General features: G+C 68.0%; 24 protein-coding genes. 19 read left to right on the top strand and 5 right to left on the bottom strand.

What is annotated here, in order from left to right; translation table 11 throughout:
- The first annotated feature begins 60 nt into the window (after window positions 1–60).
- The 4 genes from VZC37_RS08935 to aroB all read left to right on the top strand — a co-directional run bounded on the left by VZC37_RS08935 (window position 61) and on the right by aroB (window position 3,416).
- Window positions 61–444, top strand: a complete 384-nt coding sequence (locus VZC37_RS08935; RefSeq protein WP_330432110.1) for a prepilin peptidase — start codon at window positions 61–63, stop codon at window positions 442–444.
- 77 nt (window positions 445–521) lie between these two features.
- Window positions 522–1,730 (top strand): chorismate synthase, encoded by a 1,209-nt coding sequence (gene aroC / locus VZC37_RS08930; RefSeq protein ID WP_330432109.1) that lies wholly within the window; start codon window positions 522–524, stop codon window positions 1,728–1,730.
- Window positions 1,727–2,281 carry a shikimate kinase gene (locus VZC37_RS08925; RefSeq protein ID WP_330432108.1) on the top strand — a complete coding sequence of 185 codons (555 nt, stop codon included), beginning with the start codon at window positions 1,727–1,729 and terminating at the stop codon, window positions 2,279–2,281. The genes aroC and VZC37_RS08925 overlap by 4 nt, the downstream gene beginning before the upstream one ends.
- A gap of 28 nt (window positions 2,282–2,309) precedes the next feature.
- Window positions 2,310–3,416, top strand: a complete 1,107-nt coding sequence (gene aroB, locus VZC37_RS08920) for a 3-dehydroquinate synthase (RefSeq protein WP_330432107.1) — start codon at window positions 2,310–2,312, stop codon at window positions 3,414–3,416.
- Between the two features lie 215 nt (window positions 3,417–3,631).
- On the opposite strand, the gene VZC37_RS08915 is transcribed toward aroB, so the two are convergent.
- Window positions 3,632–4,123, bottom strand: coding sequence for a B-4DMT family transporter (locus VZC37_RS08915; RefSeq protein WP_330432106.1), 492 nt, complete (start codon window positions 4,121–4,123; stop codon window positions 3,632–3,634).
- A 109-nt stretch (window positions 4,124–4,232) separates the two neighbouring features.
- Here VZC37_RS08915 and VZC37_RS08910 point away from each other — a divergent pair, with 109 nt between their 5' ends.
- The 10 genes from VZC37_RS08910 (at window position 4,233) to pyrF (ending at window position 15,403) form a co-directional block, all read left to right on the top strand.
- Entirely contained in the window at window positions 4,233–5,369 is a 1,137-nt protein-coding gene (locus VZC37_RS08910) for an aminopeptidase P family protein (protein WP_330432105.1), read from the top strand.
- A 48-nt stretch (window positions 5,370–5,417) separates the two neighbouring features.
- Window positions 5,418–5,981 (top strand): elongation factor P, encoded by a 564-nt coding sequence (gene efp / locus VZC37_RS08905; protein ID WP_330432104.1) that lies wholly within the window; start codon window positions 5,418–5,420, stop codon window positions 5,979–5,981.
- 11 nt (window positions 5,982–5,992) lie between these two features.
- On the top strand, window positions 5,993–6,460 hold the full coding sequence (gene nusB, locus VZC37_RS08900) for a transcription antitermination factor NusB (protein WP_330432103.1): 468 nt from the start codon (window positions 5,993–5,995) through the stop codon (window positions 6,458–6,460).
- Between the two features lie 160 nt (window positions 6,461–6,620).
- Window positions 6,621–7,241, top strand: coding sequence for a bifunctional pyr operon transcriptional regulator/uracil phosphoribosyltransferase PyrR (gene pyrR / locus VZC37_RS08895; RefSeq protein WP_330432102.1), 621 nt, complete (start codon window positions 6,621–6,623; stop codon window positions 7,239–7,241).
- Window positions 7,241–8,185 (top strand): aspartate carbamoyltransferase catalytic subunit, encoded by a 945-nt coding sequence (locus tag VZC37_RS08890; RefSeq protein ID WP_330432101.1) that lies wholly within the window; start codon window positions 7,241–7,243, stop codon window positions 8,183–8,185. The genes pyrR and VZC37_RS08890 overlap by 1 nt, the downstream gene beginning before the upstream one ends.
- A 31-nt stretch (window positions 8,186–8,216) precedes the next feature.
- A complete protein-coding gene (locus tag VZC37_RS08885) occupies window positions 8,217–9,527 on the top strand; it encodes a dihydroorotase (protein WP_330432100.1) in 1,311 nt (436 codons plus the stop codon).
- Window positions 9,528–9,532: 5 nt separating this feature from the next.
- Window positions 9,533–10,072 (top strand): PH-like domain-containing protein, encoded by a 540-nt coding sequence (locus tag VZC37_RS08880; protein ID WP_431309385.1) that lies wholly within the window; start codon window positions 9,533–9,535, stop codon window positions 10,070–10,072.
- Entirely contained in the window at window positions 10,069–11,238 is a 1,170-nt protein-coding gene (carA, locus tag VZC37_RS08875; protein ID WP_330432098.1) for a glutamine-hydrolyzing carbamoyl-phosphate synthase small subunit, read from the top strand. The genes VZC37_RS08880 and carA overlap by 4 nt, the downstream gene beginning before the upstream one ends.
- A complete protein-coding gene (gene carB, locus VZC37_RS08870; RefSeq protein WP_330432097.1) occupies window positions 11,238–14,570 on the top strand; it encodes a carbamoyl-phosphate synthase large subunit in 3,333 nt (1,110 codons plus the stop codon). The genes carA and carB overlap by 1 nt, the downstream gene beginning before the upstream one ends.
- The gene (gene pyrF, locus VZC37_RS08865; RefSeq protein WP_330432096.1) at window positions 14,570–15,403 is read left to right on the top strand and encodes an orotidine-5'-phosphate decarboxylase; all 834 of its coding nucleotides are present in this window, start codon (window positions 14,570–14,572) and stop codon (window positions 15,401–15,403) included. The genes carB and pyrF overlap by 1 nt, the downstream gene beginning before the upstream one ends.
- On the opposite strand, the gene VZC37_RS08860 is transcribed toward pyrF, so the two are convergent.
- The 4 genes from VZC37_RS08860 to VZC37_RS08845 form a co-directional block, all read right to left on the bottom strand.
- A complete protein-coding gene (locus VZC37_RS08860; protein WP_330432095.1) occupies window positions 15,367–16,926 on the bottom strand; it encodes an MFS transporter in 1,560 nt (519 codons plus the stop codon). The two genes, pyrF and VZC37_RS08860, sit on opposite strands and share 37 nt — an antisense overlap.
- A gap of 152 nt (window positions 16,927–17,078) precedes the next feature.
- On the bottom strand, window positions 17,079–17,591 hold the full coding sequence (locus VZC37_RS08855) for a hypothetical protein (RefSeq protein WP_330432094.1): 513 nt from the start codon (window positions 17,589–17,591) through the stop codon (window positions 17,079–17,081).
- 43 nt (window positions 17,592–17,634) lie between these two features.
- Window positions 17,635–18,843: a DUF6973 domain-containing protein gene (locus VZC37_RS08850; RefSeq protein ID WP_330432093.1), complete on the bottom strand. Its 1,209-nt coding sequence runs from the start codon at window positions 18,841–18,843 to the stop codon at window positions 17,635–17,637.
- Window positions 18,843–19,139, bottom strand: a complete 297-nt coding sequence (locus VZC37_RS08845; RefSeq protein WP_330432092.1) for a hypothetical protein — start codon at window positions 19,137–19,139, stop codon at window positions 18,843–18,845. The genes VZC37_RS08850 and VZC37_RS08845 overlap by 1 nt, the downstream gene beginning before the upstream one ends.
- 593 nt (window positions 19,140–19,732) lie before the next feature.
- On the opposite strand from VZC37_RS08845, the gene mihF reads away from it, so the two are divergent.
- The 5 genes from mihF to metK all read left to right on the top strand — a co-directional run bounded on the left by mihF (window position 19,733) and on the right by metK (window position 23,841).
- On the top strand, window positions 19,733–20,047 hold the full coding sequence (gene mihF, locus VZC37_RS08840) for an integration host factor, actinobacterial type (RefSeq protein WP_160902413.1): 315 nt from the start codon (window positions 19,733–19,735) through the stop codon (window positions 20,045–20,047).
- Between the two features lie 45 nt (window positions 20,048–20,092).
- Window positions 20,093–20,749 (top strand): guanylate kinase, encoded by a 657-nt coding sequence (gene gmk / locus VZC37_RS08835; protein WP_330432091.1) that lies wholly within the window; start codon window positions 20,093–20,095, stop codon window positions 20,747–20,749.
- Between the two features lie 65 nt (window positions 20,750–20,814).
- Window positions 20,815–21,114, top strand: coding sequence for a DNA-directed RNA polymerase subunit omega (rpoZ, locus tag VZC37_RS08830; RefSeq protein WP_330432090.1), 300 nt, complete (start codon window positions 20,815–20,817; stop codon window positions 21,112–21,114).
- Window positions 21,115–21,132: 18 nt separating this feature from the next.
- Window positions 21,133–22,407 (top strand): bifunctional phosphopantothenoylcysteine decarboxylase/phosphopantothenate--cysteine ligase CoaBC, encoded by a 1,275-nt coding sequence (gene coaBC, locus VZC37_RS08825; RefSeq protein ID WP_330432089.1) that lies wholly within the window; start codon window positions 21,133–21,135, stop codon window positions 22,405–22,407.
- Between the two features lie 222 nt (window positions 22,408–22,629).
- Window positions 22,630–23,841 carry a methionine adenosyltransferase gene (gene metK, locus VZC37_RS08820; RefSeq protein ID WP_330432088.1) on the top strand — a complete coding sequence of 404 codons (1,212 nt, stop codon included), beginning with the start codon at window positions 22,630–22,632 and terminating at the stop codon, window positions 23,839–23,841.
- Window positions 23,842–23,879: the final 38 nt, after the last annotated feature.

Below are 23,879 nucleotides of genomic sequence, written 5' to 3'. Positions count from 1 at the left end.
CTGTCCACAGCCTGCGCCAGGCCCCGCCGTTGAGGCGCCCCGGTCCGGCACGCTCGATCGGTGGCGTCGTTCATCATCTGCGTCTGGCTGTCCATCATCGCCGTCCATGACCGAAGGACAGGCCGGATCGCCAATGGCGCGGTCTGGCCGGGCGTCCTCGCTCCGGTGGCGATGGCCACGCATGATCCGGCGGTCCTGGCATCGGCAGGTGTCGCGGCCCTGCCGTACCTGTTCGCCGCCGTGGCCGGGCTCGGCGGAGGCGGAGACATCAAGCTGGCGTTCGCGCTCGGTGGCCTGCTCGCCGACCCCACGCTCGCGCTGCTGGTCGTCCTGACGGCCGCGATCCTCGGCGCGGCCGGTCATGCGTTCACCTGCAGCCGTGGTCCGCGGCCACACGCTCCCGCCCTCGTCGCCGCCGGCATCTGCGGACTGGCCGTGACCTGAGACGCGAAGATCGCCGTGACCGCTGAGCCCGGTGCTCGGCGACGGGTGGGACGCGGACATCGTCCGCCTGACCCGTCATGGAACAATCGAACACTGTGTTGCGCTGGATAACCGCCGGAGAGTCTCATGGCCCGGCCCTGGTCGCCCTCGTCGAGGGGATGGTGGCCGGAGTGGAGATCACCTCGTCCGACATCGCCGAACAGCTCGCCCGACGGCGGCTCGGCTACGGCCGCGGCGCCCGGATGAAGTTCGAGGCGGACAAGATCACCATCGTCGGCGGACTGCGCCACGGCCGCACCATGGGTGGTCCGGTGGCCGTGGAGATCGCGAACACCGAGTGGCCCAAGTGGGAAACGGTGATGGCCGCCGACCCGGTCGACCCCGCCGAACTCGAGGGCAGCGCCCGCAACGCCCCACTGACCCGTCCGCGGCCCGGGCACGCCGACTACTCCGGGATGCTCAAATACGGCTTCGACGACGCGCGGCCCGTGCTCGAACGAGCCAGCGCCCGGGAGACCGCCGCTCGCGTCGCCGCCGGCACCGTGGCGCGCAACTTCCTGCGCCAGGTGCTCGGCATCGAGGTGCTCTCCCACGTCATCTCGATCGGCGCGAGCGAGCCCTACGACGGTCCGAGCCCGCGCTTCACCGACCTCGCCGCAATCGACGAGAGCCCGGTGCGGGCGTTCGACGCCGAGTCCGAGAAGCAGATGATCGCCGAGATCGAGGCCGCCAAGAAGGACGGCGACACCCTCGGCGGCGTCGTCGAGGTCGTCGCGACCGGGGTCCCGGTGGGACTCGGCTCGCACGTCAGCGGTGAGACCCGTCTCGATGCCCGCCTGGCCGGGGCGCTGATGGGGATTCAGGCCATCAAGGGCGTCGAGGTCGGCGACGGATTCACCACCGCGCGACGCCGCGGCAGTCAGGCACACGACGAGATGGTGCCCGGTCCCGACGGGGTGCTGCGCTCCACCAACCGGGCCGGCGGCCTCGAAGGCGGCATGACCAACGGCGAGGATCTGCGGGTGCGGGTCGCGATGAAGCCCATCTCGACCGTGCCCCGTGCGCTGTCGACGATCGACATGTCGACGGGCGACGAGGCCGTCGCGATCCACCAGCGTTCCGACGTCTGTGCCGTACCCGCCGCCGGTGTCGTTGCCGAGGCGATGGTCGCGCTCGTGGTCGCGCAGGCGGCATTGGAGAAGTTCGGCGGCGACTCGGTCGCCGAGACCACCGAGAACCTCGCCGGCTACCGCACACGCATCGACACCCGTCCGCCTCGCTCATGACTCACGATGCCAACAAACGCGGCCCATCGGCCGTTCTGATCGGGTTCATGGGGGCCGGGAAGTCAACCGTCGGCCGGGTGCTCGCGGATCGGCTCGGCGTGGACTTCGTCGACACCGACTCCGTGATCGTGCAGACAACGGGCCGCAGCATTCCCGACATCTTCACCACCGAAGGACCGCAGCGGTTCCGCGAGATCGAACGCGACGTCGTGCTGGACGTGCTGGGGTCCCATCGCGGTGTGGTCGCACTCGGCGGTGGCGCGGTGATGACGCCGGCGGTCGAGGCCGCGCTGGCCGGGCAGCGTGTCGTCTACCTCCGCATCGATGCCGACGCGGGGTTCGCCCGTGTCGCCGACAGCGACCGGCCGCTGATCGCCGGCGAAGACCCGGCCGGACGCTACCGCGAACTCCTCGCGCAGCGGGACGAAACATACACTCGTGCAGGCGCATTCGTCGTCGACGCGGCTGCCGGTGATCCCGGCGAGGTCGCCGACGCCATTCTCGCCGACCTCGCCCGCGCCCTCGTGGGAGAAAGGGTCGCATCCACATGACCAGCCAGAAGACGAAGGGGAACCGAGGATGACGGAGCCGACCGCGATCACCGTCAACGCGGGATCCCCCTACGATGTCATCATCGGTCGTGGCCTGCTCGATGACGTCGCCATCGCCGCGACCGGCGCCGACCGCGTCGCCATCCTGTACCAGCCGACGCTGGCGCAGACCGCCGAACAGATCCGGGCGTTCCTCGCCGACAAGGGATTCGACGCCCATCGCGTGGAGATCCCGGACGCCGAGGCGGGCAAGGACCTCTCGGTGGCCGCGTTCTGCTGGGATGTGTTCGGCCGCATCGGACTCAAGCGCAACGACAAGGTGATCAGTCTGGGCGGGGGAGCGGCCACCGACCTCGCCGGGTTCGTCGCCGCGACGTGGATGCGCGGCATCGGTGTCATCCACATCCCGACCACGCTGCTGGCGATGGTCGACGCCGCGGTCGGCGGAAAGACCGGGATCAACACCGACGCCGGTAAGAATCTGGTCGGGTCCTTCCACGAACCCGACGCCGTGCTCATCGACACCGCCACGCTGGAAACCGTGCCCCACAACGAGGTCGTCGCCGGACTCGCCGAGGTGATCAAGACCGGGTTCATCGCCGACCCGGTCATCCTCGATCTCATCGAGGCGGATCCGGCAGCTGCCGTCGACACCAGCGGCACCGTTCTCCCGGAACTGATCCGTCGATCGGTGCAGGTGAAGGCTGATGTGGTGTCCGCCGACCTCAAGGAGTCGTCGCTGCGGGAGATCCTCAACTACGGACACACACTCGGGCACGCGATCGAGCGACGCGAGCGCTACCGCTGGCGTCACGGTGCCGCCGTGTCCGTCGGGTTGGTGTTCGCCGCCGAGCTGGCGCGCCTGGCCGGTCGTCTCGATGACGACACCGCCGACCGGCATCGCTCCGTCCTCGAGCTCGTCGGCCTACCGACGAGCTACGACGCGGACGCGTTGGCCGATCTGCTGGAGGCGATGTCCGGGGACAAGAAGAACCGTTCCGGTGTGCTCAGGTTCGTCGTACTCGACGGCCTCGCGAAGCCGGGACGCCTCGAGGGTCCCGATCCCGGCCTGATCGCTGCCGCGTACTCCGCGATCGCCGGTGAGACACCGTCGTCGGGTGGCGTGCTGCTCTGACCCCCGTCACCCTCTGTTCCCTGAGGAACGAGGCGCTAGCCGAGTGTCACGAAGGGCGGCCCTTCGTGACGCTTCTCCGCTAGCGCTCCGAAGCTCCTCGGGGAGCAGGGGGCGGCACGCTCACTTCGTTCGCGGGCTCCTCAGGGAGTAGGGGAACGCACGCTCACTTCGTTCGCGGGCTCCTCAGGGTCCGGGGTGGCCGCACGCGGACGCGATCAGCTCGCGACGTGCTCGGCCTCGCGGTCCGGATGCACCGACCAGTCGTCGTCGGCGTCGTTCTTGCGTTGATCGCGCCGGGTGATCCACCGGCCGACCGCGGCACCCATGAACGCGGGCACGAACACCAGGAGCGCGGTGAAGGAGCCGCCGGCGATGAGTTCGATGAACAGGCTCGCCTCGCCGATGCCCGCGAAAACAAAGCGACCCAGAATCCAGCTGATCAGTCCGGCGAGAACGCCGGCGAGCAAACCGGCTTGCAGCCAGCGGACCGTCAGGTCCGCGTAGTCGTCGGGATCGGGGTTGGCGCGCGCATCGGCGACCCCGTCGATGCCGCCCCAGATCAGGGCGATCAGCACGACCGCGCCGATCGCGAGCGTCTTCCACACCGTGGTGTTCAACGGCGCTTCGACGACCGCCACACCGAGCAGAACGCGGGCGATGACATGGACTGCGGTCATCACCAGACCGCGCGGCAACCACGAAGACATAGCGGACAGCGTACGCAACGGTGAACGTGTTCGAAAACACATCCCGGTGAGCGACGGTCCGCGTAACCGGCGCGACGGGCGTCCGACCCCGGCGCGGTAGCGTGGGAGGATGCCTGTCAACGCCATGACCAGCGACTACCGTGCCCGCCGCGACCGCTTGCGATCCGAGGTCGCCGAGTTGGCCTCGCCACCGGACGTCGTCGTCGTCAGCGACCTCGTGAACGTGCGCTATCTGTCCGGCTTCACCGGCTCGAACGGTGCGGTCCTCATCGGCGCCGAGTCGTCGGCCGACCGGATCTGCACCGACGGCCGCTACCGCACACAGGTCGGCGAGCAGGCCGGCGACCTCGAGGCGCTGATCGCCCGCGACTGCCTGACGGAACTCGCGCTGCATGCCCGGGACGCCGGCGCGGTGACGATCGGCTTCGAGGCGGACGCGGTCACGGTGTCGTCGCATCGGTCGCTCGCAGCCCGTCTGGCCGACGGCGTCGATGCGGCCCCGACACTCGAACCCCTGGTCGGGGCTGTGCAGCGACTGCGGATGGTGAAGGACGCCGGTGAGATCGAACTGCTGCGGCAGGCGTGCGCGATCGGCGACAAGGCGCTCGGCGCCATCATCGAACGCGGCATCATCCGGCCAGGTGCCACCGAGCGCGAGGTGGCCCGGTCCCTGGAATGGGAGATGTATGCCCTCGGCGCCGACGACATCGCCTTCGAGACGATCGTCGCGGCGGGCGCCAACTCCGCGGTCCCTCATCACCGTCCCACCGGGGCAACCCTCGCCGACGGCGACTTCGTGAAGATCGACTTCGGTGCGGTCGTCGGCGGTTACCACTCCGACATGACGCGCACCTATGTCCTGGGTCGCGCCGCGGACTGGCAGCGCGAGATCTACGATCTGGTCGCCACGGCGCAGGCCGCAGGTAGGGCCGCCCTGCGGCCCGGTGCCGAGCTGCGCGGTGTCGACGCGGCTGCGCGGTCGGTCATCGCCGATGCCGGCCACGGCGAGCACTACGTGCATGGCCTCGGTCACGGGGTGGGGCTGCAGATCCACGAAGCACCGGGAATCGGCGCGCTGGCGACGGGTACACTGCCATGCGGCGCAGCGGTGACCGTGGAGCCCGGCGTCTACCTCCCCGGACGAGGTGGCGTCAGGATCGAGGACACTCTCGTCGTCGCCGGCCCGGAGGCCGGGGACGCACCGGAACTGCTGACCGCCACCGACAAGACGTTCACCGTCATCTGACGGTCCGCTTCGGCACACCCAACGACGACTGCAAGGGAAGAACACCACATGGCGACCACCGCCGACTTCAAGAACGGCCTCGTGCTGCGCATGGACGACCAGCTCTGGCAGATCCAGGAGTTCCAGCACGTCAAGCCCGGCAAGGGCCCGGCGTTCGTCCGTACCAAGATCAAGAACGTGATGTCGGGCAAGATCGTCGACAAGACGTTCAACGCCGGCGTCAAGGTCGAGACCGCGACCGTGGACCGCCGGGACATGACCTACCTGTACAACGACGGCACCGACTTCGTGTTCATGGATGCCCAGGACTTCGAGCAGATCTCGATCTCGCCGGCGACGATGGGCGATTCGGCGCGGTTCCTGCTCGAGAACATGACCGTTCAGGTCTCCGTGCACGAGGGCAATCCGCTGTTCGTCGAACTGCCGGTCACCGTCGAGCTGCTCGTCGAGCAGACCGACCCGGGCCTGCAGGGCGACCGGTCCACCGGCGGCACCAAGCCCGCGACGATGGAGACCGGAGCGGAGATCCAGGTGCCGCTGTTCATCAACACCGGCGACAAGCTGAAGGTCGACTCGCGCGACGGCAGCTACCTCGGTCGCGTCAACGCCTGATCGCTCGACCCGTGAAGCAACCCGGTACCCGACACAAAGCCCGCCGCCGCGCGGTGGATCTGCTGTTCGAGGCGGAGGCCAAGAACGTCAGCGCGACACAGCTGGTCGCGGAGCGACGCGAGTACGTGCGCGACGACGAGAGCGTCGGCACCATCCACGACTACACGGCAACGGTGATCGAGGGCCTCGCCGCCGACCTCCCGCAGGTCGACGCCGTGGTCTCGTCGCATCTGCGCGGGTGGACGCTGGAGCGGCTGCCCGCCGTGGACCGCGCGATCCTGCGGCTGGCCACGTGGGAACTGTTCCACTCCGTGGACGTGGACCCCATCGTGATCGTCGACGAGGCGGTGGAACTGGCCAAGGAGCTCTCCACCGACGACTCGCCCGCCTTCGTCAACGGGGTGCTCGCCCGTATCGCCGATCTCGCGCCGCAGGTGCGGGCGGCCGCCGCGGCGGACGAGCCGCGTCGCGGGGACTGACCCCGGCCGGCGCGGCGACATCGACTCGTCGGCGAACACAGGTTGACGAAGCCCACATCGCGTTGCCTCGGTTTCGCGAGGTGGGCCCGTGTAGAGTCATCCGGGACAGACATCCTTTAACGATCCGTCCCGCGAGGCGGAGAAGGAGGTCGGCTTGGTCATGTCAACAGATGGTGCCCCGCCAACCGAAGGTTCCCGGCCCGGCGGCCGGGTTCTGCTCGACGATTCCGACGTTTCCCGCACCATTGCCCGCGTCGCCCACGAGGTGATCGAGAAGACCGCACTCGACTCGCCCGACGGCCCGCGCGTGGTCATCATCGGGATTCCCACTCGCGGAACATATCTCGCGTCGCGCCTGGCGGCGCGGATCAACGAGTTCGCCGGCACCGACGTCCCGGTCGGGTTCCTCGACATCACGCTCTACCGCGACGACCTGCGCGCGAAACCACATCGGCCACTCGAACGGACCGTGGTACCCGCGGGCGGTGTGGACAACGCCGTCGTCATCCTCGTCGACGACGTCCTCTACTCCGGGCGTACGGTCCGCGCCGCGCTCGACGCGCTGCGCGATCTCGGTCGCCCCGCGGCCGTCCAGCTCGCCGTTCTGGTCGACCGTGGCCATCGCGAGTTGCCGTTGCGCGCCGACTATGTGGGCAAGAACATCCCCACCTCCCGCGACGAGAACGTGTCGGTGCATCTCGAGGAGCACGACGGCATCGACGAGGTGGTCCTGAGCGCTGCGGTCACCCGCGCCGAGCCACAGCCGGGAGGCGAGGACTGATGCGTCACCTCCTGTCGACGCAGGATCTGTCCGTCGACGAGGCAACCGAACTCCTCGACGAGGCCGAGCGGTTCGAGCAGGCGCTCACCGGCCGCGAGGTCCGCAAGCTGCCGACCCTGCGCGGTCGCACGGTGATGACCGTCTTCTACGAGAACTCCACCCGTACCCGGGTGTCGTTCGAGGTCGCCGGCAAGTGGATGAGCGCCGACGTCATCAACGTGAGCGCGTCGAGCAGTTCGGCCGGCAAAGGTGAGTCGCTGCGCGACACGGTCAAGACCCTGCACGCCGCGGGCGCCGACGCATTGATCGTCCGGCATCCGGCTTCCGGTGCGGCACACCAGATCGCGTCCTGGACCGAGGTCGACGGCGACGGTCCCGCCGTGATCAACGCGGGCGACGGGACACACGAGCATCCGACACAGGCGCTGCTGGACGCACTGACCCTGCGGCAGCGACTCGGCTCCCTGGAAGGTCGCCGGATCGGCATCGTCGGCGACGTGCTGCACTCGCGGGTGGCGCGCTCGAATGCGCACCTGCTGGCCACCCTCGGGGCCGAGGTCGTCCTGATCGCCCCGCAGACCTTGTTGCCGGTCGGTGTCGCGGAGTGGCCGGTGACGGTGTCGCACAGCCTCGACGCCGAATTGCCCACCCTCGACGCCGTCATGCTGCTGCGGGTGCAGGCCGAGCGGATGAACGGCGGATTCTTCCCGAGCGCACGCGAGTACTCCGTGCGGTACGGACTCAACGACCGACGACTCGCCCTGCTCGACGACAACGCGGTGATCCTGCATCCGGGACCGATGCTGCGCGGCATGGAGATCGGATACTCGGTGGCCGACTCGCCGCGCGCGACCGTCCTGGAGCAGGTACGCAACGGCGTCCACGTACGGATGGCGGTGCTGTTCCGGCTGCTTGTCGGCACGGACAGCCCGGGAACTCAGTGATGAGGAGATCGCAGCCAGTGGAGACGGCGACATGAGCACCCCCACAACCGGATCGGTCCTGATCGCCGACGTCCGACCGTACGGCGACGGTGACCCCGTCGACGTGCTCGTCGTCGACGGCCGGATCGCGGAGATCGGTACGGATCTGACCGCTCCCGACGGGGCCGATCGCATCGACGGCGGTGGCGCCGTGTTGCTGCCCGGGTTCGTCGACCTGCACACGCACCTGCGAGAGCCGGGACGCGAGGACACCGAGACGATCCGCAGCGGATCGATGGCCGCCGCGCTCGGTGGATACACCGCGGTGTTCGCGATGGCCAACACCGATCCGGTCGCCGACAACTCCACGATCACCGACAACGTGTGGCGAACCGGACGCGACATCGGCCTCGTCGACGTGCACCCGGTGGGTGCGGTCACCGTCGGCCTCGCGGGCAAACAGCTCGCCGAGATGGGCATGATGAACGCCGGTGTCGCCGGCGTGCGGATGTTCAGCGACGACGGCAAATGCGTCGACGACCCACTGCTGATGCGTCGCGCGTTGGAGTACGCGAAAAGCCTCGATGTACTCATCGCGCAGCACGCCGAGGAACCCCGACTCACGGTCGGCGCCATCGCACACGAAGGACCCAATGCCGCCCGGCTGGGGCTGACCGGATGGCCGCGTGCCGCCGAGGAATCCATCGTCATCCGCGATGCGCTGCTGGCCCGCGATGCCGGCACCCGGGTGCACATCTGTCATGCGTCGACCGAGGGCACGGTCGAGTTGCTCCGGTGGGCACGCGGCCAGGGCATCGCGATCAGCGCCGAGGTCACCCCGCATCACCTGCTGCTCGACGACTCGCGGCTGGCGACGTACGACCCGGTGAACAAGGTAAACCCGCCGCTGCGGGAGACGCGCGACAAAGAGGCTTTGCGCCGCGCACTCGCCGATGGCGTGATCGACTGTGTTGCAACCGATCATGCGCCGCACGCGGCCCAGGAGAAGGCCTGTGAGTTCGCGCAGGCCCGACCGGGCATGCTCGGCCTGGAAACTGCGCTGCCGATCGTCGTCGACACCATGGTCAATCCGGGCCTGCTCGACTGGCGCGGGGTCGCGCGGGTGATGAGTGAGCGTCCCGCGCAGATCGTGGGCCTGCCGGATCAGGGCCGGCCCATCGAGGTCGGCGAGCCCGGCACACTGACTCTCGTCGACCCGAACCGGTCGTGGATCGTTCGTGGAGACGACCTCGCGAGCCTGTCGCGCAACACGCCGTACGAGGAGATGACGATGCCGGCGACAGTCACCGCGACCGTTCTGCGTGGCGTGATCACCGCGCGTGACGGCGAGGTGACCCGGTGAGCGGCATGGAGATCGGTGTCGTCGTCGTGGTGGTCGTCGTCTGGTTGGGATTGGTGGCGCTCGTCCTGCGTGGCTGGCGGAACCGGGGCCGACGGCAGGCCGAGACCATCGGGACACCACCTCCGCCGCCCGACGACCTGCCGACACCCACCCGTGGACCGGACACCGGCCTCTACGTCGGCAGCACCATGGCGCCGAGCTGGCAGGACCGGATCGCCGTCGGCGATCTGGGGGACCGGGCCGCGGCGTCGATCGCGGCCTACCCGGAGGGGATCCTGATCGAACGGCAAGGGGCGTCCGAGATCTGGATTCCACGCTCGTCGATCACCGCCGTCCGTACCGAGCGCGGACTCGCCGGAAAGGTGATGACCGCCGACGGTGTCCTCGTGATCCGCTGGGTGCTGCCCACCGGTACCGAGATCGACTCCGGACTCCGCGCCGACGACAAGACCGTCTATCCGGGATGGGTCGACGAGTTCGCCGAGGCCGAGCGCGCCTCGGCGGAGCCGGCCCCCGACGACGCCGAACAGAGGAAAGATCAATGAGCACAGCAGTTCTGGTGCTGGAGAACGGACAGGTGTTCCGTGGATTGCCGTACGGAGCGGTCGGCGAGACGCTCGGCGAGGCGGTCTTCTGCACGGCGATGACCGGGTACCAGGAGACCCTCACCGACCCGAGCTATCACCGGCAGATCGTGGTGGCCACCGCTCCGCAGATCGGCAACACCGGGTGGAACACCGAGGACGGCGAGAGCACCGGCAGCGCCGGCAGCGATTCGGCCACTGGTGATTCGGGGAAGATCTGGGTCGCCGGCTACGCCATCCGCAATCCCACCCGCCGTGTGTCGAACTGGCGGGCGACCACCTCGCTCGAGGAGGAGTTGCAGCGCCAGGAGGTCGTCGGGATCGCGGGCATCGACACCCGCACCGTGGTTCGCATCCTGCGCGACCACGGGTCGATGCGTGCCGGGATCTTCTCCGGTGCCGCGCTCGCCGCCGACGACGAACTCGTGGCGCGCGTGCGCAACCAACCGCCGATGAAGGGCGCCGACCTCGCCGGCGAGGTCACCACGGATGCGTCCTACACCGTCGAACCCGACGGCGACACGCGGTTCACGGTCGCCGCGATCGACCTCGGCATCAAGACCAACACCCCCCGGATGTTCGCGCAGCGCGGCGTCCGCGTGCACGTCCTCCCGTCGACCGTCGGACTCGACGCCATCACCGACCTGCGGCCGGACGGCGTGTTCCTGTCCAACGGGCCCGGCGACCCGGCGACCGCCGACGACGCCGTCGAACTCACCAGAGCCGTGCTCGGCGCAGGCCTGCCGCTGTTCGGTATCTGCTTCGGCAATCAGATCCTCGGCCGCGCCCTCGGCCGCAACACCTACAAGATGAAGTTCGGCCACCGCGGGATCAACATCCCGGTGATCGACCACGCGACCGGCACGGTGTCGATCACCGCGCAGAATCACGGGTTCGCCCTCGACGGCGAGGCCGGCGAGGAGTTCGACACCGACTTCGGTCGTGCGCGGGTCAGCCACACCTGCGCCAACGACGGAACCGTCGAAGGTGTGGAACTGCTTTCGGGACAAGCCTTCTCGGTTCAGTACCACCCGGAGGCGGCGGCCGGCCCGCACGACGCCGCCTACCTGTTCGACAAGTTCGTCACCCAACTCGAGGGTGACCGTGCACGAGGAACGAGCGCCTGATGCCACGCCGCGAAGACATCTCCCACGTACTCGTCATCGGCTCCGGGCCGATCGTCATCGGCCAGGCATGCGAGTTCGACTACTCCGGCACCCAGGCGTGCCGCGTGCTCAAGGCCGAAGGCCTGCGCGTGAGCCTGGTCAACTCCAACCCGGCGACCATCATGACCGACCCGGAGTTCGCCGACGCCACCTACATCGAGCCGATCACCGCCGAATACGTCGAGAAGGTGATCGAGGCAGAACGCGACGCAGGCCACCCGATCGATGCCGTTCTCGCCACACTCGGCGGGCAGACCGCGCTGAACACCGCTGTGGCCCTGCACGACCGGGGTTCGTTGGAGAAGTACGGGATCGAGCTGATCGGCGCCGACTTCGACGCCATCCAGCGCGGCGAGGATCGCCAGATGTTCAAGGACATCGTCGCCAAGGTCGGCGGGGAGAGCGCACGGTCGCGCGTCTGCCACACCATGGACGAGGTCTACGACACCGTGGACGATCTCGGTTACCCGGTGGTGGTGCGTCCGTCGTTCACCATGGGCGGACTCGGCTCCGGCATGGCCTACGACCGCAACGATCTCGAGCGGATCGCCGGTGGCGGCCTCGCGGCCTCACCCACCGCGAACGTGCTCATCGAGGAATCGATCCTGGGCTGGAAGGAATACGAACTCGAGCTGATGCGCGACAACCGCGACAACGTCGTGGTGGTCTGTTCCATCGAGAACGTCGACCCGGTGGGTGTGCACACCGGCGATTCGGTGACCGTCGCGCCCGCGATGACGCTGACCGACCGCGAATACCAGATCATGCGCGACCTCTCGATCGCCATCCTGCGCGAAGTCGGTGTCGACACCGGCGGGTGCAACATCCAGTTCGCGCAGGATCCGAGCAACGGACGGCTCGTCGTCATCGAGATGAACCCACGCGTGTCGCGTTCGTCGGCGCTGGCGTCGAAGGCCACCGGCTTCCCGATCGCGAAGATCGCCGCGAAGCTCGCCATCGGCTACAGCCTCGACGAGATCGTCAACGACATCACCAAGGAGACCCCGGCCTGCTTCGAGCCGACGCTCGACTACGTCGTCGTCAAGGCACCCCGGTTCGCGTTCGAGAAGTTCCCCGGCGCCGACGACACCCTGACCACGACGATGAAGTCGGTGGGCGAGGCGATGTCGCTGGGACGCAGCTTCGCCGAGTCATTGGGCAAGGTGATGCGCTCCCTGGAGACCAAGGCCGCCGGCTTCTGGACCGAACCCAACCGGCCCGATCCCGCCACCCTCGACCTCGAGGAGCTGCTGCAGTCGTTGCGGACCCCGAAGGACGGTCGCATCTACGGGTTGATGCTCGCGTTCGAGGCCGGCGCGACCGTCGAGCAACTCTACGAGGCGACCGCGATCGACCCATGGTTCCTCGCCGAGATCGGCGGGGTAGCGGCACTCGGCGCCGAGATCCGAGACGCGGACAGCCTGGACGAGGGACTGCTCCGGCAGGCGAAGAGCACCGGGTTCTCCGACCGTCAGATCGCTGCTCTGCGTGCGGACTTCGCCGATGAGGCGGCGGTCCGGTCATTCCGGCTCGGTCTCGGGGTGCATCCGGTCTACAAGACCGTCGACACCTGCGCGGCGGAGTTCGAGGCCAAGACGCCGTATCACTACTCCACCTACGAACTCGACCCGTCGGCCACCAGTGAGGTTGCCCCACAACCGGATCGGCCGAAGGTACTCATCCTCGGATCGGGCCCGAACCGCATCGGTCAGGGCATCGAGTTCGACTACTCGTGTGTCCACGCCGCGCTGACGCTTTCGGAAGCGGGCTACGAGACCGTGATGGTCAACTGCAATCCCGAGACGGTGTCCACCGACTACGACACCGCCGACCGGCTGTACTTCGAGCCGCTGACCTTCGAGGATGTGCTCGAGGTCTATCGCGCCGAGTCGATCTCGGGCAACGTCGCCGGCGTCATCGTGCAACTCGGCGGCCAGACGCCGCTCGGCCTCGCCCACCGGCTCGCCGCTGCCGGCGTACCGATCGTCGGGACCAGCCCGGAGGCCATCGACCTCGCCGAGGACCGCGGGGAGTTCGGCAAGGTCCTGACCGCTGCCGGGCTGCCGGCGCCCGCGTTCGGAACGGCGACCAGCTTCGACGAGGCGCGTGCGACCGCGGCCCGCATCGGCTACCCGGTTCTGGTGCGTCCCTCCTACGTTCTGGGTGGGCGCGGCATGGAGATCGTCTACGACGAGAAATCGTTGGAGGACTACATCTCCCGCGCCACCGAGCTCACCGAGGACCATCCGGTGCTGGTGGATCGGTTCCTGGAGGACGCGGTGGAGATCGACGTCGACGCCCTGTGCGACGGCGACGAGGTCTACATCGGCGGCGTGATGGAGCACATCGAGGAGGCCGGTATCCACTCCGGTGACTCGGCCTGCGCGCTGCCACCGGTCACCCTCGGGCGGTCCGATCTCGCGATGGTGCGTGCGTCGACCGAGGCGCTGGCCAAGGGGATCGGGGTGCGTGGGCTGCTCAACGTGCAGTACGCCCTCAAGGACGACATCCTTTATGTTCTCGAGGCGAATCCGCGTGCGAGCCGGACGGTGCCGTTCGTCTCCAAGGCCACCGCGGTGCCGTTGGCCAAGGCCTGTGCCCGCGTCATGATGGGGGAGACCATCGCCGAGTTGCGCGGCCAGCGCGTGCTGCCGGCCGACGGCGACGGCGGCGAGGCCCCGGCCGAGGCGCCGATCTCGGTGAAGGAAGCGGTGCTGCCGTTCAACCGGTTCCGACGCCACGACGGCACCGGGGTGGACTCGCTGCTCAGTCCGGAGATGAAGTCGACGGGCGAGGTGATGGGCATCGACGCCGACTTCGGGAAGGCGTTCGCGAAGTCGCAGACGGCCGCGTACGGATCGTTGCCGACCAGCGGGGCCATCTTCGTATCGGTGGCCAACAAGGACAAGCGGGCCCTGATCTTCCCGGTCAAGCACCTCGCCGACCTCGGATTCGAGATCCTGGCGACCGAGGGCACCGCCGACGTGTTGCGGCGCAACGGGATCAACTGCCGAACCGTACGCAAGCACTTCGAGTCGGCCGAGGGGCACACGACGATCGTCGACATCATCCGCGGTGGCGAGGTGTCGATGGTCATCAACACCCCGTACGGCAACTCCGGACCGCGCGTCGACGGCTACGAGATCCGCAGTGCCGCGGTGTCGGTGAACATCCCGTGCATCACGACCGTGCAGGGTGCCAGCGCCGCTGTGCAGGGCATCGAGGCCGCGATCAACGGTCAGATGGGTGTCGAGTCGCTGCAGCGCCGGCACGCGGTGCTGGTGAACCGCTGATGACGCCCGAACCGCACGGATTCGCCGCCCGGTACCGCGTTGCGGTCTCCGCGCGCGGTCGGCTGTGCGGCGGGATCGATCCGCACGCCGAGTTGCTCGAACAGTGGGGGCTCGAGGTCACGGCGGACGGACTCGCTCGGTTCGCCGACATCTGTGTGGAGGCGTTGGCTCCCGTCGCCGCGGTCATCAAACCGCAGGTGGCGTTCTTCGAGATGTTCGGCGCGGCCGGGGTCGCGGTCCTCGAACGGGTCATCCGGGACTGTCGGGCCGCCGGTGCGGTCGTGTTGGCCGACGCCAAACGTGGCGACATCGGATCGACGATGGCCGCGTACGCGACGGAATGGCTCGACGACGCCTCTCCGCTGTGCGCGGACGCCGTCACCGTCTCGCCCTACCTGGGGTTCGGATCCCTTAGGCCGGCCTTCGAGACAGCCCGCGCCGCCGACCGCGGGGTGTTCGTATTGGCACGCACGTCCAACCCGGACGGTGCGGGGATCCAACTCGCGGATGCGCGCGGACGGACTGTGGGACAGACGATCGTCGACGACGCCGCGGACGCGAACGCCGACGGGACCGCGACGATCGGCCTCGTGGTCGGCGCGACCCGCAAGCACGGTCTCGACCTCGGTGGGCTGAACGGTCCGATTCTGGCGCCGGGGCTCGGAGCGCAGGGCGCGACCGCAGAAGACCTGCCGGAGGTGTTCGCCGGTGCCGACCAGTCGTGGGTCCTCCCGGCCAGCAGTCGTGCGGTGCTCGGTGCCGGCCCGCAGGTCGGCGCCGTGCGTGACGCATTCGTTCACACCCGCGATGCCGTGGAGGCCGCGCTGTCCTGAGGGTCGGCTGTCGACATGGACTCGATGCTGACGCCGGTGGTCTCGACGCCATACCGGATGGTGACGACGACGCCGAGCAAGGCCGTCCCGACGAGGATGAACAGCAGGGTGCTCGTCCCGATCGCGTCCTGGACGATGGGGAAGAAGAAGGCCGCGGCCACCGCACCGACCTTGGCGATCGATGCCGCGAATCCCGCTCCCTTGCCGCGGATCTCGGTGGGGAAGACCTCACCCGAGATCAGATACGTCATCGAGTTCGGCCCCAGATTGTTCATGAAGTAGAACAGGATGAAGCCGGCGAACAGCAGCGGGATGTTGTAGTCCGGTGGCGACAGGGACGCGATCGCGACCAGGAACAGGCCGAGCGCGCAGCCGATGAACCCGGTGATCTGCAGGCGAATCCGGCCGAACCGTTCCACCAGGAAGATCGCAGCGACGATGCCGAGCACGAACACGATGTCCATCAGGGCGGAGCCCTCGGCGCCCAGCATGTCGTTGTGGATCACGTCGTGCAGGTCGTTGACCTCCGACTGCTGGCCGAGGATGGTGGCGAGCAGTACCGGCGTGAAGATGCCGACGCCGTAGGTGCTCAGATCCTGCAGCACCCACGGCACCGAGGCGAAGATCGTGACGCGGCGGTACTTGGCGCGGAACAAGTCGAGATAGCTGCCCGACGCGGCTGTGGTGACTTCGTCGTCTGCACCGCGCCGGAGCGTGACGTGGGTCGGGTAGGGAGGTTCGCGGGTGAGGAGCCGTTCGGTCTCGGTCTCCGCCTCGTGGGTACGTCCGCGGGCCATCAGCCAGTGGGCGCTGTCGGGGACGAAGAACCGTCCGATCAGCACGAGGACCGCGGGGATGATCACCGCGCCGTACATCCATCGCCACGCGTCGACTTCCGGGTTCTCGTAGAGGATGAAGAATCCGAGGAACGTGCCGGCGAATGCGCCCAGCGACTGGAACCCGAACGCCGACAACACGAGCCGACCCCGTCGAACGGTCGGTGCGCTCTCGGAGATCACCATGTGCGCGGTCGGATAGTCGCAGCCGAGGGCGATGCCCGCGCCGAACAGGCAGATGACGAGGAACACCAGGTTCGGCGCGAAGGTCGTACCGGCGACGAACACCGCGAAGACGGCCATCTCGACGATGAACATCCGCTTGCGGCCGTACCGGTCGGCGAGACTGCCGAGCACGGTCGCGCCGACGAGGATGCCGGCCAACGAGGCCGAGGTCACGAAGCCCTGTTGGGTGGTGTTGAGATCGAAGTCGATCGTCAGCAGGGGCAGTGCAACCCCTGTCATAAAGATCATGATGCCTTCGAAGAACTTGCCGGCAGCCGCCAGCCACCAGATCCGCCACTGCATGCCTGTCATCGGCACGTACGGGGTATCGGTCCCATCCGACCAGAGCGGTCGCTCGTCGATGTACTGCTGGACGGTGCGTGCGCTGTTCGTTGAGTCGCCGGGAGTTCGGTCCGGGTCGGTCGGGTCCTGGGTGGAGTACTGAGGATCTGCGGTCGACACGGTTCTCCCTACGACGGGTTACCACCGCCGGAGCGGTGATCGGCGGGACAGCAAGCGCGCTGTCATTGTCCGCCGACCCCGTGGCACGCGCAGCGAATCCCACCGACGATTCACCGGGCCGAGATCTCCTCGCGATCAAGTTCGCGTTGCCGTCAACCCTCGATAGGGGCGGCGACGACGAGCCGTGGGTTCACACCCGGCCTCGAGGTCAGTGCAGTGTCCGGGTTGATGCCGCCGGGTGTGTCGAGGAGCGAGATCGGGTCGCGATCGCCCGCGGCATCCCAACGCACGGCCTGCACCGGCTTTCGGGCCTTGAGGAAGATGTATGACCCCGTGGCGCCGACGTCAGGGGCCCCGTGGGGGACCTGCCAGCAGATTGTTCCCGTCCCGGCCAGCTCGTTGATCTCCGGATCGCTCATTCCGTCGAACTGCTTGATCATCTGGTCGTAGGACTGGGCCCAACCGGCCTGTGCGGTCAACTCGGCCAGCGTCGTAGTCAGACCCGGTGTCGCACCCGCCGCTGCGCTCACGTGTAGAAAGCGGTTGCTCGAACCCAAGGGTTCACCTGCGGCGCGTGGGTCGAACTCAGAGCTACATGTCTCCTCGTCGTCGCCAGCGAACGGCGACACCGCACACCCGTTGACGACCGTGGCGAGCACGGTCATCAGTGCAACAGTTCCCGCCAGTCGGCGGATGCGGCGTGACACTTCAGTTGGCGGGCAGGGGAACTCCGACGGTTCCGGGTTGCCCTGTCTCCCCGACCTTGACATTCTTGCTCCAATCTATGGCCCCGTCGCCGCCGATCACGATGGTTCTTCCGTCGGACACCTCGGCTGCGATCAGATCGGCCAGTTCTTCGGCACTGGCGTCGGGGTTCGCCTCGGCGACGCTGCGGCCGAGTTCGTTGTTGTACAGATCCATCGCTTCGCGATTGGCCGGGTTACCGCCGAGTCCTTCGTGGGCGGTCGTGTACTGCTCGGTCCACTCGGCGCCGAATTCCTTGGTCAACAACGCATTCCAGTAGGCATGCCGGAAGGCGTCGCCGTGACCGTCGCTGAGGGATTCGCGCGGGAACCGATCCTTGGCCGCCTGGTCGGCCGCCGACATCGCGTTATACCAGCGGTATGCCGCGTTGGCCTGGTCGATCGGACTGGCGCCCTGGCGAGCGAGGAGCAATGAGACGGAAGCGACCTCCTCGGGAGTCATCAGGCGGGGGTCGAAGTCGGGATGCACGGCGCGGATGGCGGCGAGCAGCGTCCCGTCCGGCCACAGCGTCGCCTGGCCGTCCGACTTCTCGGTCTGATAGTTGCGCAGAATCTCCTGCAGCCGAGGGTCGCCCGGGGTCGGCACCGCGCCTTCCTTCACTCCCTGTGCCAGGCTCTCGAACGTTCCGCGCACAGTCTCGGCACCCGCCTGATCGATGGTCTGCACCTGTGCCAGCGCAGTGCGCAGCGCGAGGGTGAAGCCCAACTCGTCGGCCTCCTTGTCGACGAGTTTGAAAGGCGTCCTCCAGCCCCACTCGTCGGCCCATTCGGCGTTGGACTTCAGCGAGTACACGCCGCCGTCCGGGTGGTAGGCGAGTTGATACTCCGAGGCCTTGATCTCGCCGACCTTCGCGTTCAGGACGTCGATGTATCCCTGGATCTCGTCGAGCTTCGACGCGGAGCGTTCCGCGACCGTGTCCATCACCGCGGTCGAGCGGACGAGGTCGCTCTTATGCATCAGCGACAGATTACGAGCCGCGTCGCCGCCCACGGCGTCCCAGTAGTCGGTGGAGCCGTCGAAGTCGCGCGCGGTGGCCTGGGCCGACCGGCCCACGGCTGCACTCGAGGCCTCGATCTTGGTGATCACCGACCGCGCCGAAGTGAAGTCCCAGGCGCGGACAGTGTCGACGGTGTAGCGGTCACTGTCCGACATCAGCCCGGAGCCGTTCCGGGCTGCACCAGGCGGTGCGCGCCGGCGGCGTCGGTGCGGACGTACTCGCGCGCACCCTTGTCGGCGAGGTCTGCGAAATGGTTCAGTCGCTGCGCGTGGTAGCTCAGGACGGTGTCGATGGTCTTCGCGGAGTCCCGGAGAACTCGCGCGATCTCGGACTCTCCGGCTCCCTGATCCGCGATGACCCCGCCGGCGACCGGCGACTGCGCGCCGATGTCCTCGGCATGTCCCCGGGTGCGTCCCGCCAATGCATGTACACGCGGTGGATCTACGTACATCTTCCCCCCGAATCCTCATCACATCCGACACGTCCACGAGATTGGACGCACGAAACACCCAACTGGTTCCCGCAGATTTCGCGAGGTTAGCGGATCAGGCGAATCCCGCCGCTGCGCACACATCGACTCGCGTGGGTCGACCCGGTCCAGACAGATCGGACGGCGACACGCGCGAGAGCAAACCGGATCCGAAAAATGCCCGGACGCCACTCGTGTCACACACGTATCACCGCAGGCAGCAGCGCGAATCGGGCGCGACTGACGCCGCTGGATGGCGGTGCGTGCCCGGCGGGTGGCTGACCTGGAGTTTTGTCGCAAAATGCGTAGTCAGCGGCCTGCCGCACCCCCTTGTCACGGCGGTGCGCTACGTTCGGGAGGCGAGGCCGCTACAACATCTGAATCCGCTGGATTCGCTGGGGTGGCACTCGCAAATGCCTGCTCACGTGGGTACGGTCGCTTTCGCCGCACCATTCGGCGGCGGTGGCCGGCCGGCTGACAGCGACCACCACGGTCGCGCAGGCGACCAACCGCCATCAGAAGCACCCCGCGACTGATGACAGTCCAATCGAAGACTAGGAAAGACGGAGGAACCCGTGGCCCTTCCGCAGTTGACAGACGAGCAGCGCGCTGCCGCGTTGGAGAAGGCAGCTGCCGCTCGGCGGGCCCGCGCCGAGCTCAAGGAGCGCTTGAAGCGCGGCGGCACCAACCTCGAGCAGGTGCTCAAGGATGCCGAGAACGACGAGATCCTGGGCAAGATGAAGGTCTCCGCCCTGCTCGAGGCTCTGCCCAAGGTGGGCAAGGTCAAGGCGCAGGAGATCATGACCGAGCTCGAGATCGCCCCGACCCGCCGCCTGCGTGGCCTCGGCGATCGGCAGCGGAAGGCGCTGCTCGAGAAGTTCAGCTCCTGACGAGCACACGAGCGACACGCGCGTGATGACGGCACAGGTTCGGCGGTGACCCGCCCGACACCCGAGCCGCCGCGATCCACGCCTCCGAGGGGCCGACTGGTGGTTCTGGTCGGCCCCTCGGCCGTGGGTAAGTCGACGGTGGTCGCGAAGGTGCGGGAGTTGCTCCCGGAGATGTTCTTCAGCGTCTCGGCGACTACTCGTGATCCGCGGCCCGGTGAGGTCGACGGCCGCGATTACCACTTCGTCGAGAGCGCCGAGTTCGACCGGATGATCGCCGACGACGAGATGCTGGAATGGGCCGAGATCCACGGTGGCCTGCAACGTTCCGGGACACCCAAGAGCCCGGTGTTGGAGGCCATGGGGCGCGGACTTCCGGTCTTGGTCGAGGTCGACCTGGTAGGCGCACGCAACGTCGTGCGCCGACTCCCGGAGGCGACGAGCGTCTTCCTGGCACCACCCACCTGGGACGACCTGGTCACGCGTCTGAGCGGCCGCGGCACCGAATCGGCCGATGCGGTCGCTCGTCGATTGGAGACGGCGCGCACCGAGATGGCCGCCCAGGACGAGTTCGATCACGTGCTGGTCAACCGCGAAGTCGACCAGGTGGCCTCCGAGTTGGTATCCTTGCTGGTCGGGTCCGATGGGTCGACCGCAGACCAGTCCGCGCCGACGCCCACCCGACAGCCGACCTCAGACGTTTGAGACCGCCGGCGCCTGCCGACGAGGGCAGGACGTCGCCACCAGAGCACAGCGATGCAGGAGTTTGCGTGAGCACCCCGACGAATTTCGACCTGACCGAAGTTGCCGACGCACCGGCCTACGAGACCCCGCTGGGGATCACCAACCCGCCGATCGACGAGCTGCTCGAGCGCGCCTCCTCGAAGTACGCGCTGGTCATCTATGCGGCGAAGCGTGCCCGGCAGATCAACGACTACTACAACCAGCTCGGCGACGGAATCCTCGAGTACGTCGGCCCGCTGGTGGAGCCGGGTCTGCAGGAGAAGCCGCTGTCGATCGCGATGCGGGAGATCCACTCCGACCTCCTCGAGCACACCGAAGGCGAATAAGAGCCGCGGGCCCGGGGGATGGTCACACCGCGCGCAGCCGCACCCGGCGCCCGGCGCCGGGTTCTGATCGGTGTCGGCGGCGGCATCGCCGCCTACAAGGTCTGCTCGGTCATCCGACACTTCACCGAGACCGGTCACGATGTCCGGGTCGTGCCCACCGAGGCTGCCCTCAAGTTCGTCGGTGCCGCGACCTTCGAGGCGCTGTCGGGTAATCCGGTCAGCACCGACGTGTTCGACGACGTCGACCAGGTCGCACACGTCCGCCTCGGCCAAGGCGCAGACCTGGTGGTCATCGCCCCGGCCACCGCGGACCTGATGGCGCGTGCCGCATCCGGCCGCGCCGACGACCTACTGACCGCATCCCTGCTCACGGTCCGATGTCCGGTCGTCTTCGTTCCGGCCATGCACACCGAGATGTGGGAGCACCCCGTGACGCAGGCCAACGTGGCGACGCTGCGCGCACACGGCGCCACGGTGATGACGCCGGCGTCGGGTCGGCTGACCGGGACCGACAGCGGTGCGGGCCGGCTGCCGGACCCGCAGGAGATCGCGATGATCGGCGAACTGCTGCTCGAACGTCCCGATGCGCTGCCGTACGACCTCGCCGGAGTCCGGGTGGTGATCAGCGCCGGCGGCACCCGTGAGCCGCTCGATCCGGTTCGCTACCTCGGCAATCACAGTTCGGGCAAGCAGGGATTCGCGTTGGCGCGCGCAGCCGCGCAACGCGGCGCCACGGTGACCGTCGTCGCCGGATCGACCGCCGACCCGGGCGACCCCGCCGGAGTGGACATCGTCCGGGTGTCGAACGCCCAGCACCTCGCCGACGAGATGACGAAACGTGCGGCCGAGGCCGACGTCGTCATCATGGCCGCAGCGGTCGCCGACTTCCGCCCGATCGCGTTCGCAGAATCCAAGATCAAGAAGACCGACTCCGGTCCCGCGCCGATCGAACTCACCACCAACCCCGACATCCTCCGGGGACTGGTGACCGGACGAGAGGCGGGCCGAATCCCGGCCGATACCGTCATCGTCGGATTCGCCGCCGAGACCGGCGACGAGACCGGGGGAGTCCTCGATCACGGGCGCGCGAAACTCCGCCGAAAGGGATGCGATCTCCTGGTGGTCAACGCCGTGGGGGAGGGCAAGGCCTTCGGCACCGAAGACAACACCGGCTGGTTGTTGTCGTCGACCGGGACCGAGACGGCGCTCCCGCTCGGTTCGAAGACCCTCATGTCGAGCCGGATTCTGGACGAGGTCCGCGAGCTGCTGGCCGACGGCGACAACCCGGTCTGACGGCACAACGGCCTGAGGACGCCACCGTCGGTGGCCCTGTGTAGTTTGGAACGCGTTCGCACCGAGCGCAGCCGGGAACGCCCACCTCAGGGTGGCGGTCGGCGAATGGTAGAGACAGTGTTGAGCGGTAGAGACAAAGCTGAGCAGTAGAGACAATGGACGACACACGTCGTCGCCCACGCCGCCCGGGACCGGGCCGCGCGAAGACCCTGAGAGGATCAGATGACCACCTCTGCGTCACGCCTGTTCACCAGTGAATCCGTCACCGAGGGGCATCCCGACAAGATCTGTGACGCGATCAGCGACTCGATCCTCGATGCGATGCTGGCCGACGATCCGAAGGCCCGCGTCGCCGTCGAGACCTTGGTCACCACCGGTCAGGTGCACGTCGCCGGAGAAGTCACGACGACCGCGTACGTCGACATCCCCGGCATCGTGCGCAAGAAGATCCTCGACATCGGCTACGACTCGTCGACCAAGGGCTTCGACGGCGCGTCGTGCGGTGTGAACGTCGCCATCGGCGCACAGTCACCGGACATCGCCGGCGGCGTGTTCAACTCGCACGAGAGCCGCAGCGGCATCTCCGAGGACGAGATCGACAGCCAGGGTGCCGGCGACCAGGGTCTGATGTTCGGTTACGCCACCGACGAGACACCCGAGTACATGCCGGTGCCGATCGCGCTGGCGCATCGCCTGTCGCGTCGACTCACCGAGGTCCGCAAGACCGGTGTGCTGCCGTACCTGCGGCCGGATGGCAAGACCCAGGTGACCATCGAGTACGACGGTGACAAGCCGGTGCGGCTCGACACCGTGGTGATCTCCACCCAGCACGCCGCGGACATCGACCTCGACAACATGCTGACGCCGGACATCCGCAGCAAGGTCGTCGACTCGGTCCTCGCGGAGATCGGGCTGGCGAGCCTGGACACCTCCGAGGTCCGTCTGCTGGTCAACCCGACCGGTAAGTTCGTCCTCGGCGGTCCGATGGGTGACGCGGGCCTGACCGGTCGCAAGATCATCGTCGACACCTACGGCGGAATGGCCCGGCACGGTGGCGGCGCGTTCTCCGGAAAGGATCCGTCGAAGGTCGATCGCAGCGCGGCATACGCCATGCGTTGGGTGGCCAAGAACGCAGTGGCCGCCGGACTCGCCGGTCGGATCGAGGTGCAGGTCGCCTACGCCATCGGTAAGGCCGCCCCGGTGGGGTTGTTCGTGGAGACCTTCGGCACCGAACGTGTCGACCCCGTGGTGATCGAAAAAGTGATCTCCGAGGTCTTCGACCTGCGGCCGCTCGCCATCATCCGGGACCTGGACCTGTTGCGTCCGATCTATGGCCCGACCGCGGCCTACGGGCACTTCGGCCGGACCGACGTGGACCTGCCGTGGGAGCGCACCGACCGCGCGGAGAAACTGCGCGCCGCTGCCGGTCTCTGATCGACCCGACCTGCAGATCGCTGTGTCCGCACGGGCCG

Source organism: Gordonia sesuvii (genome assembly GCF_036350415.1).
In the GTDB taxonomy this organism is placed as follows: Bacteria; Actinomycetota; Actinomycetes; order Mycobacteriales; family Mycobacteriaceae; genus Gordonia; species Gordonia sesuvii.
The sequence above is the reverse complement of the archived record's forward strand: the minus strand, read 5'-3'. Positions and strand labels throughout refer to the sequence as shown.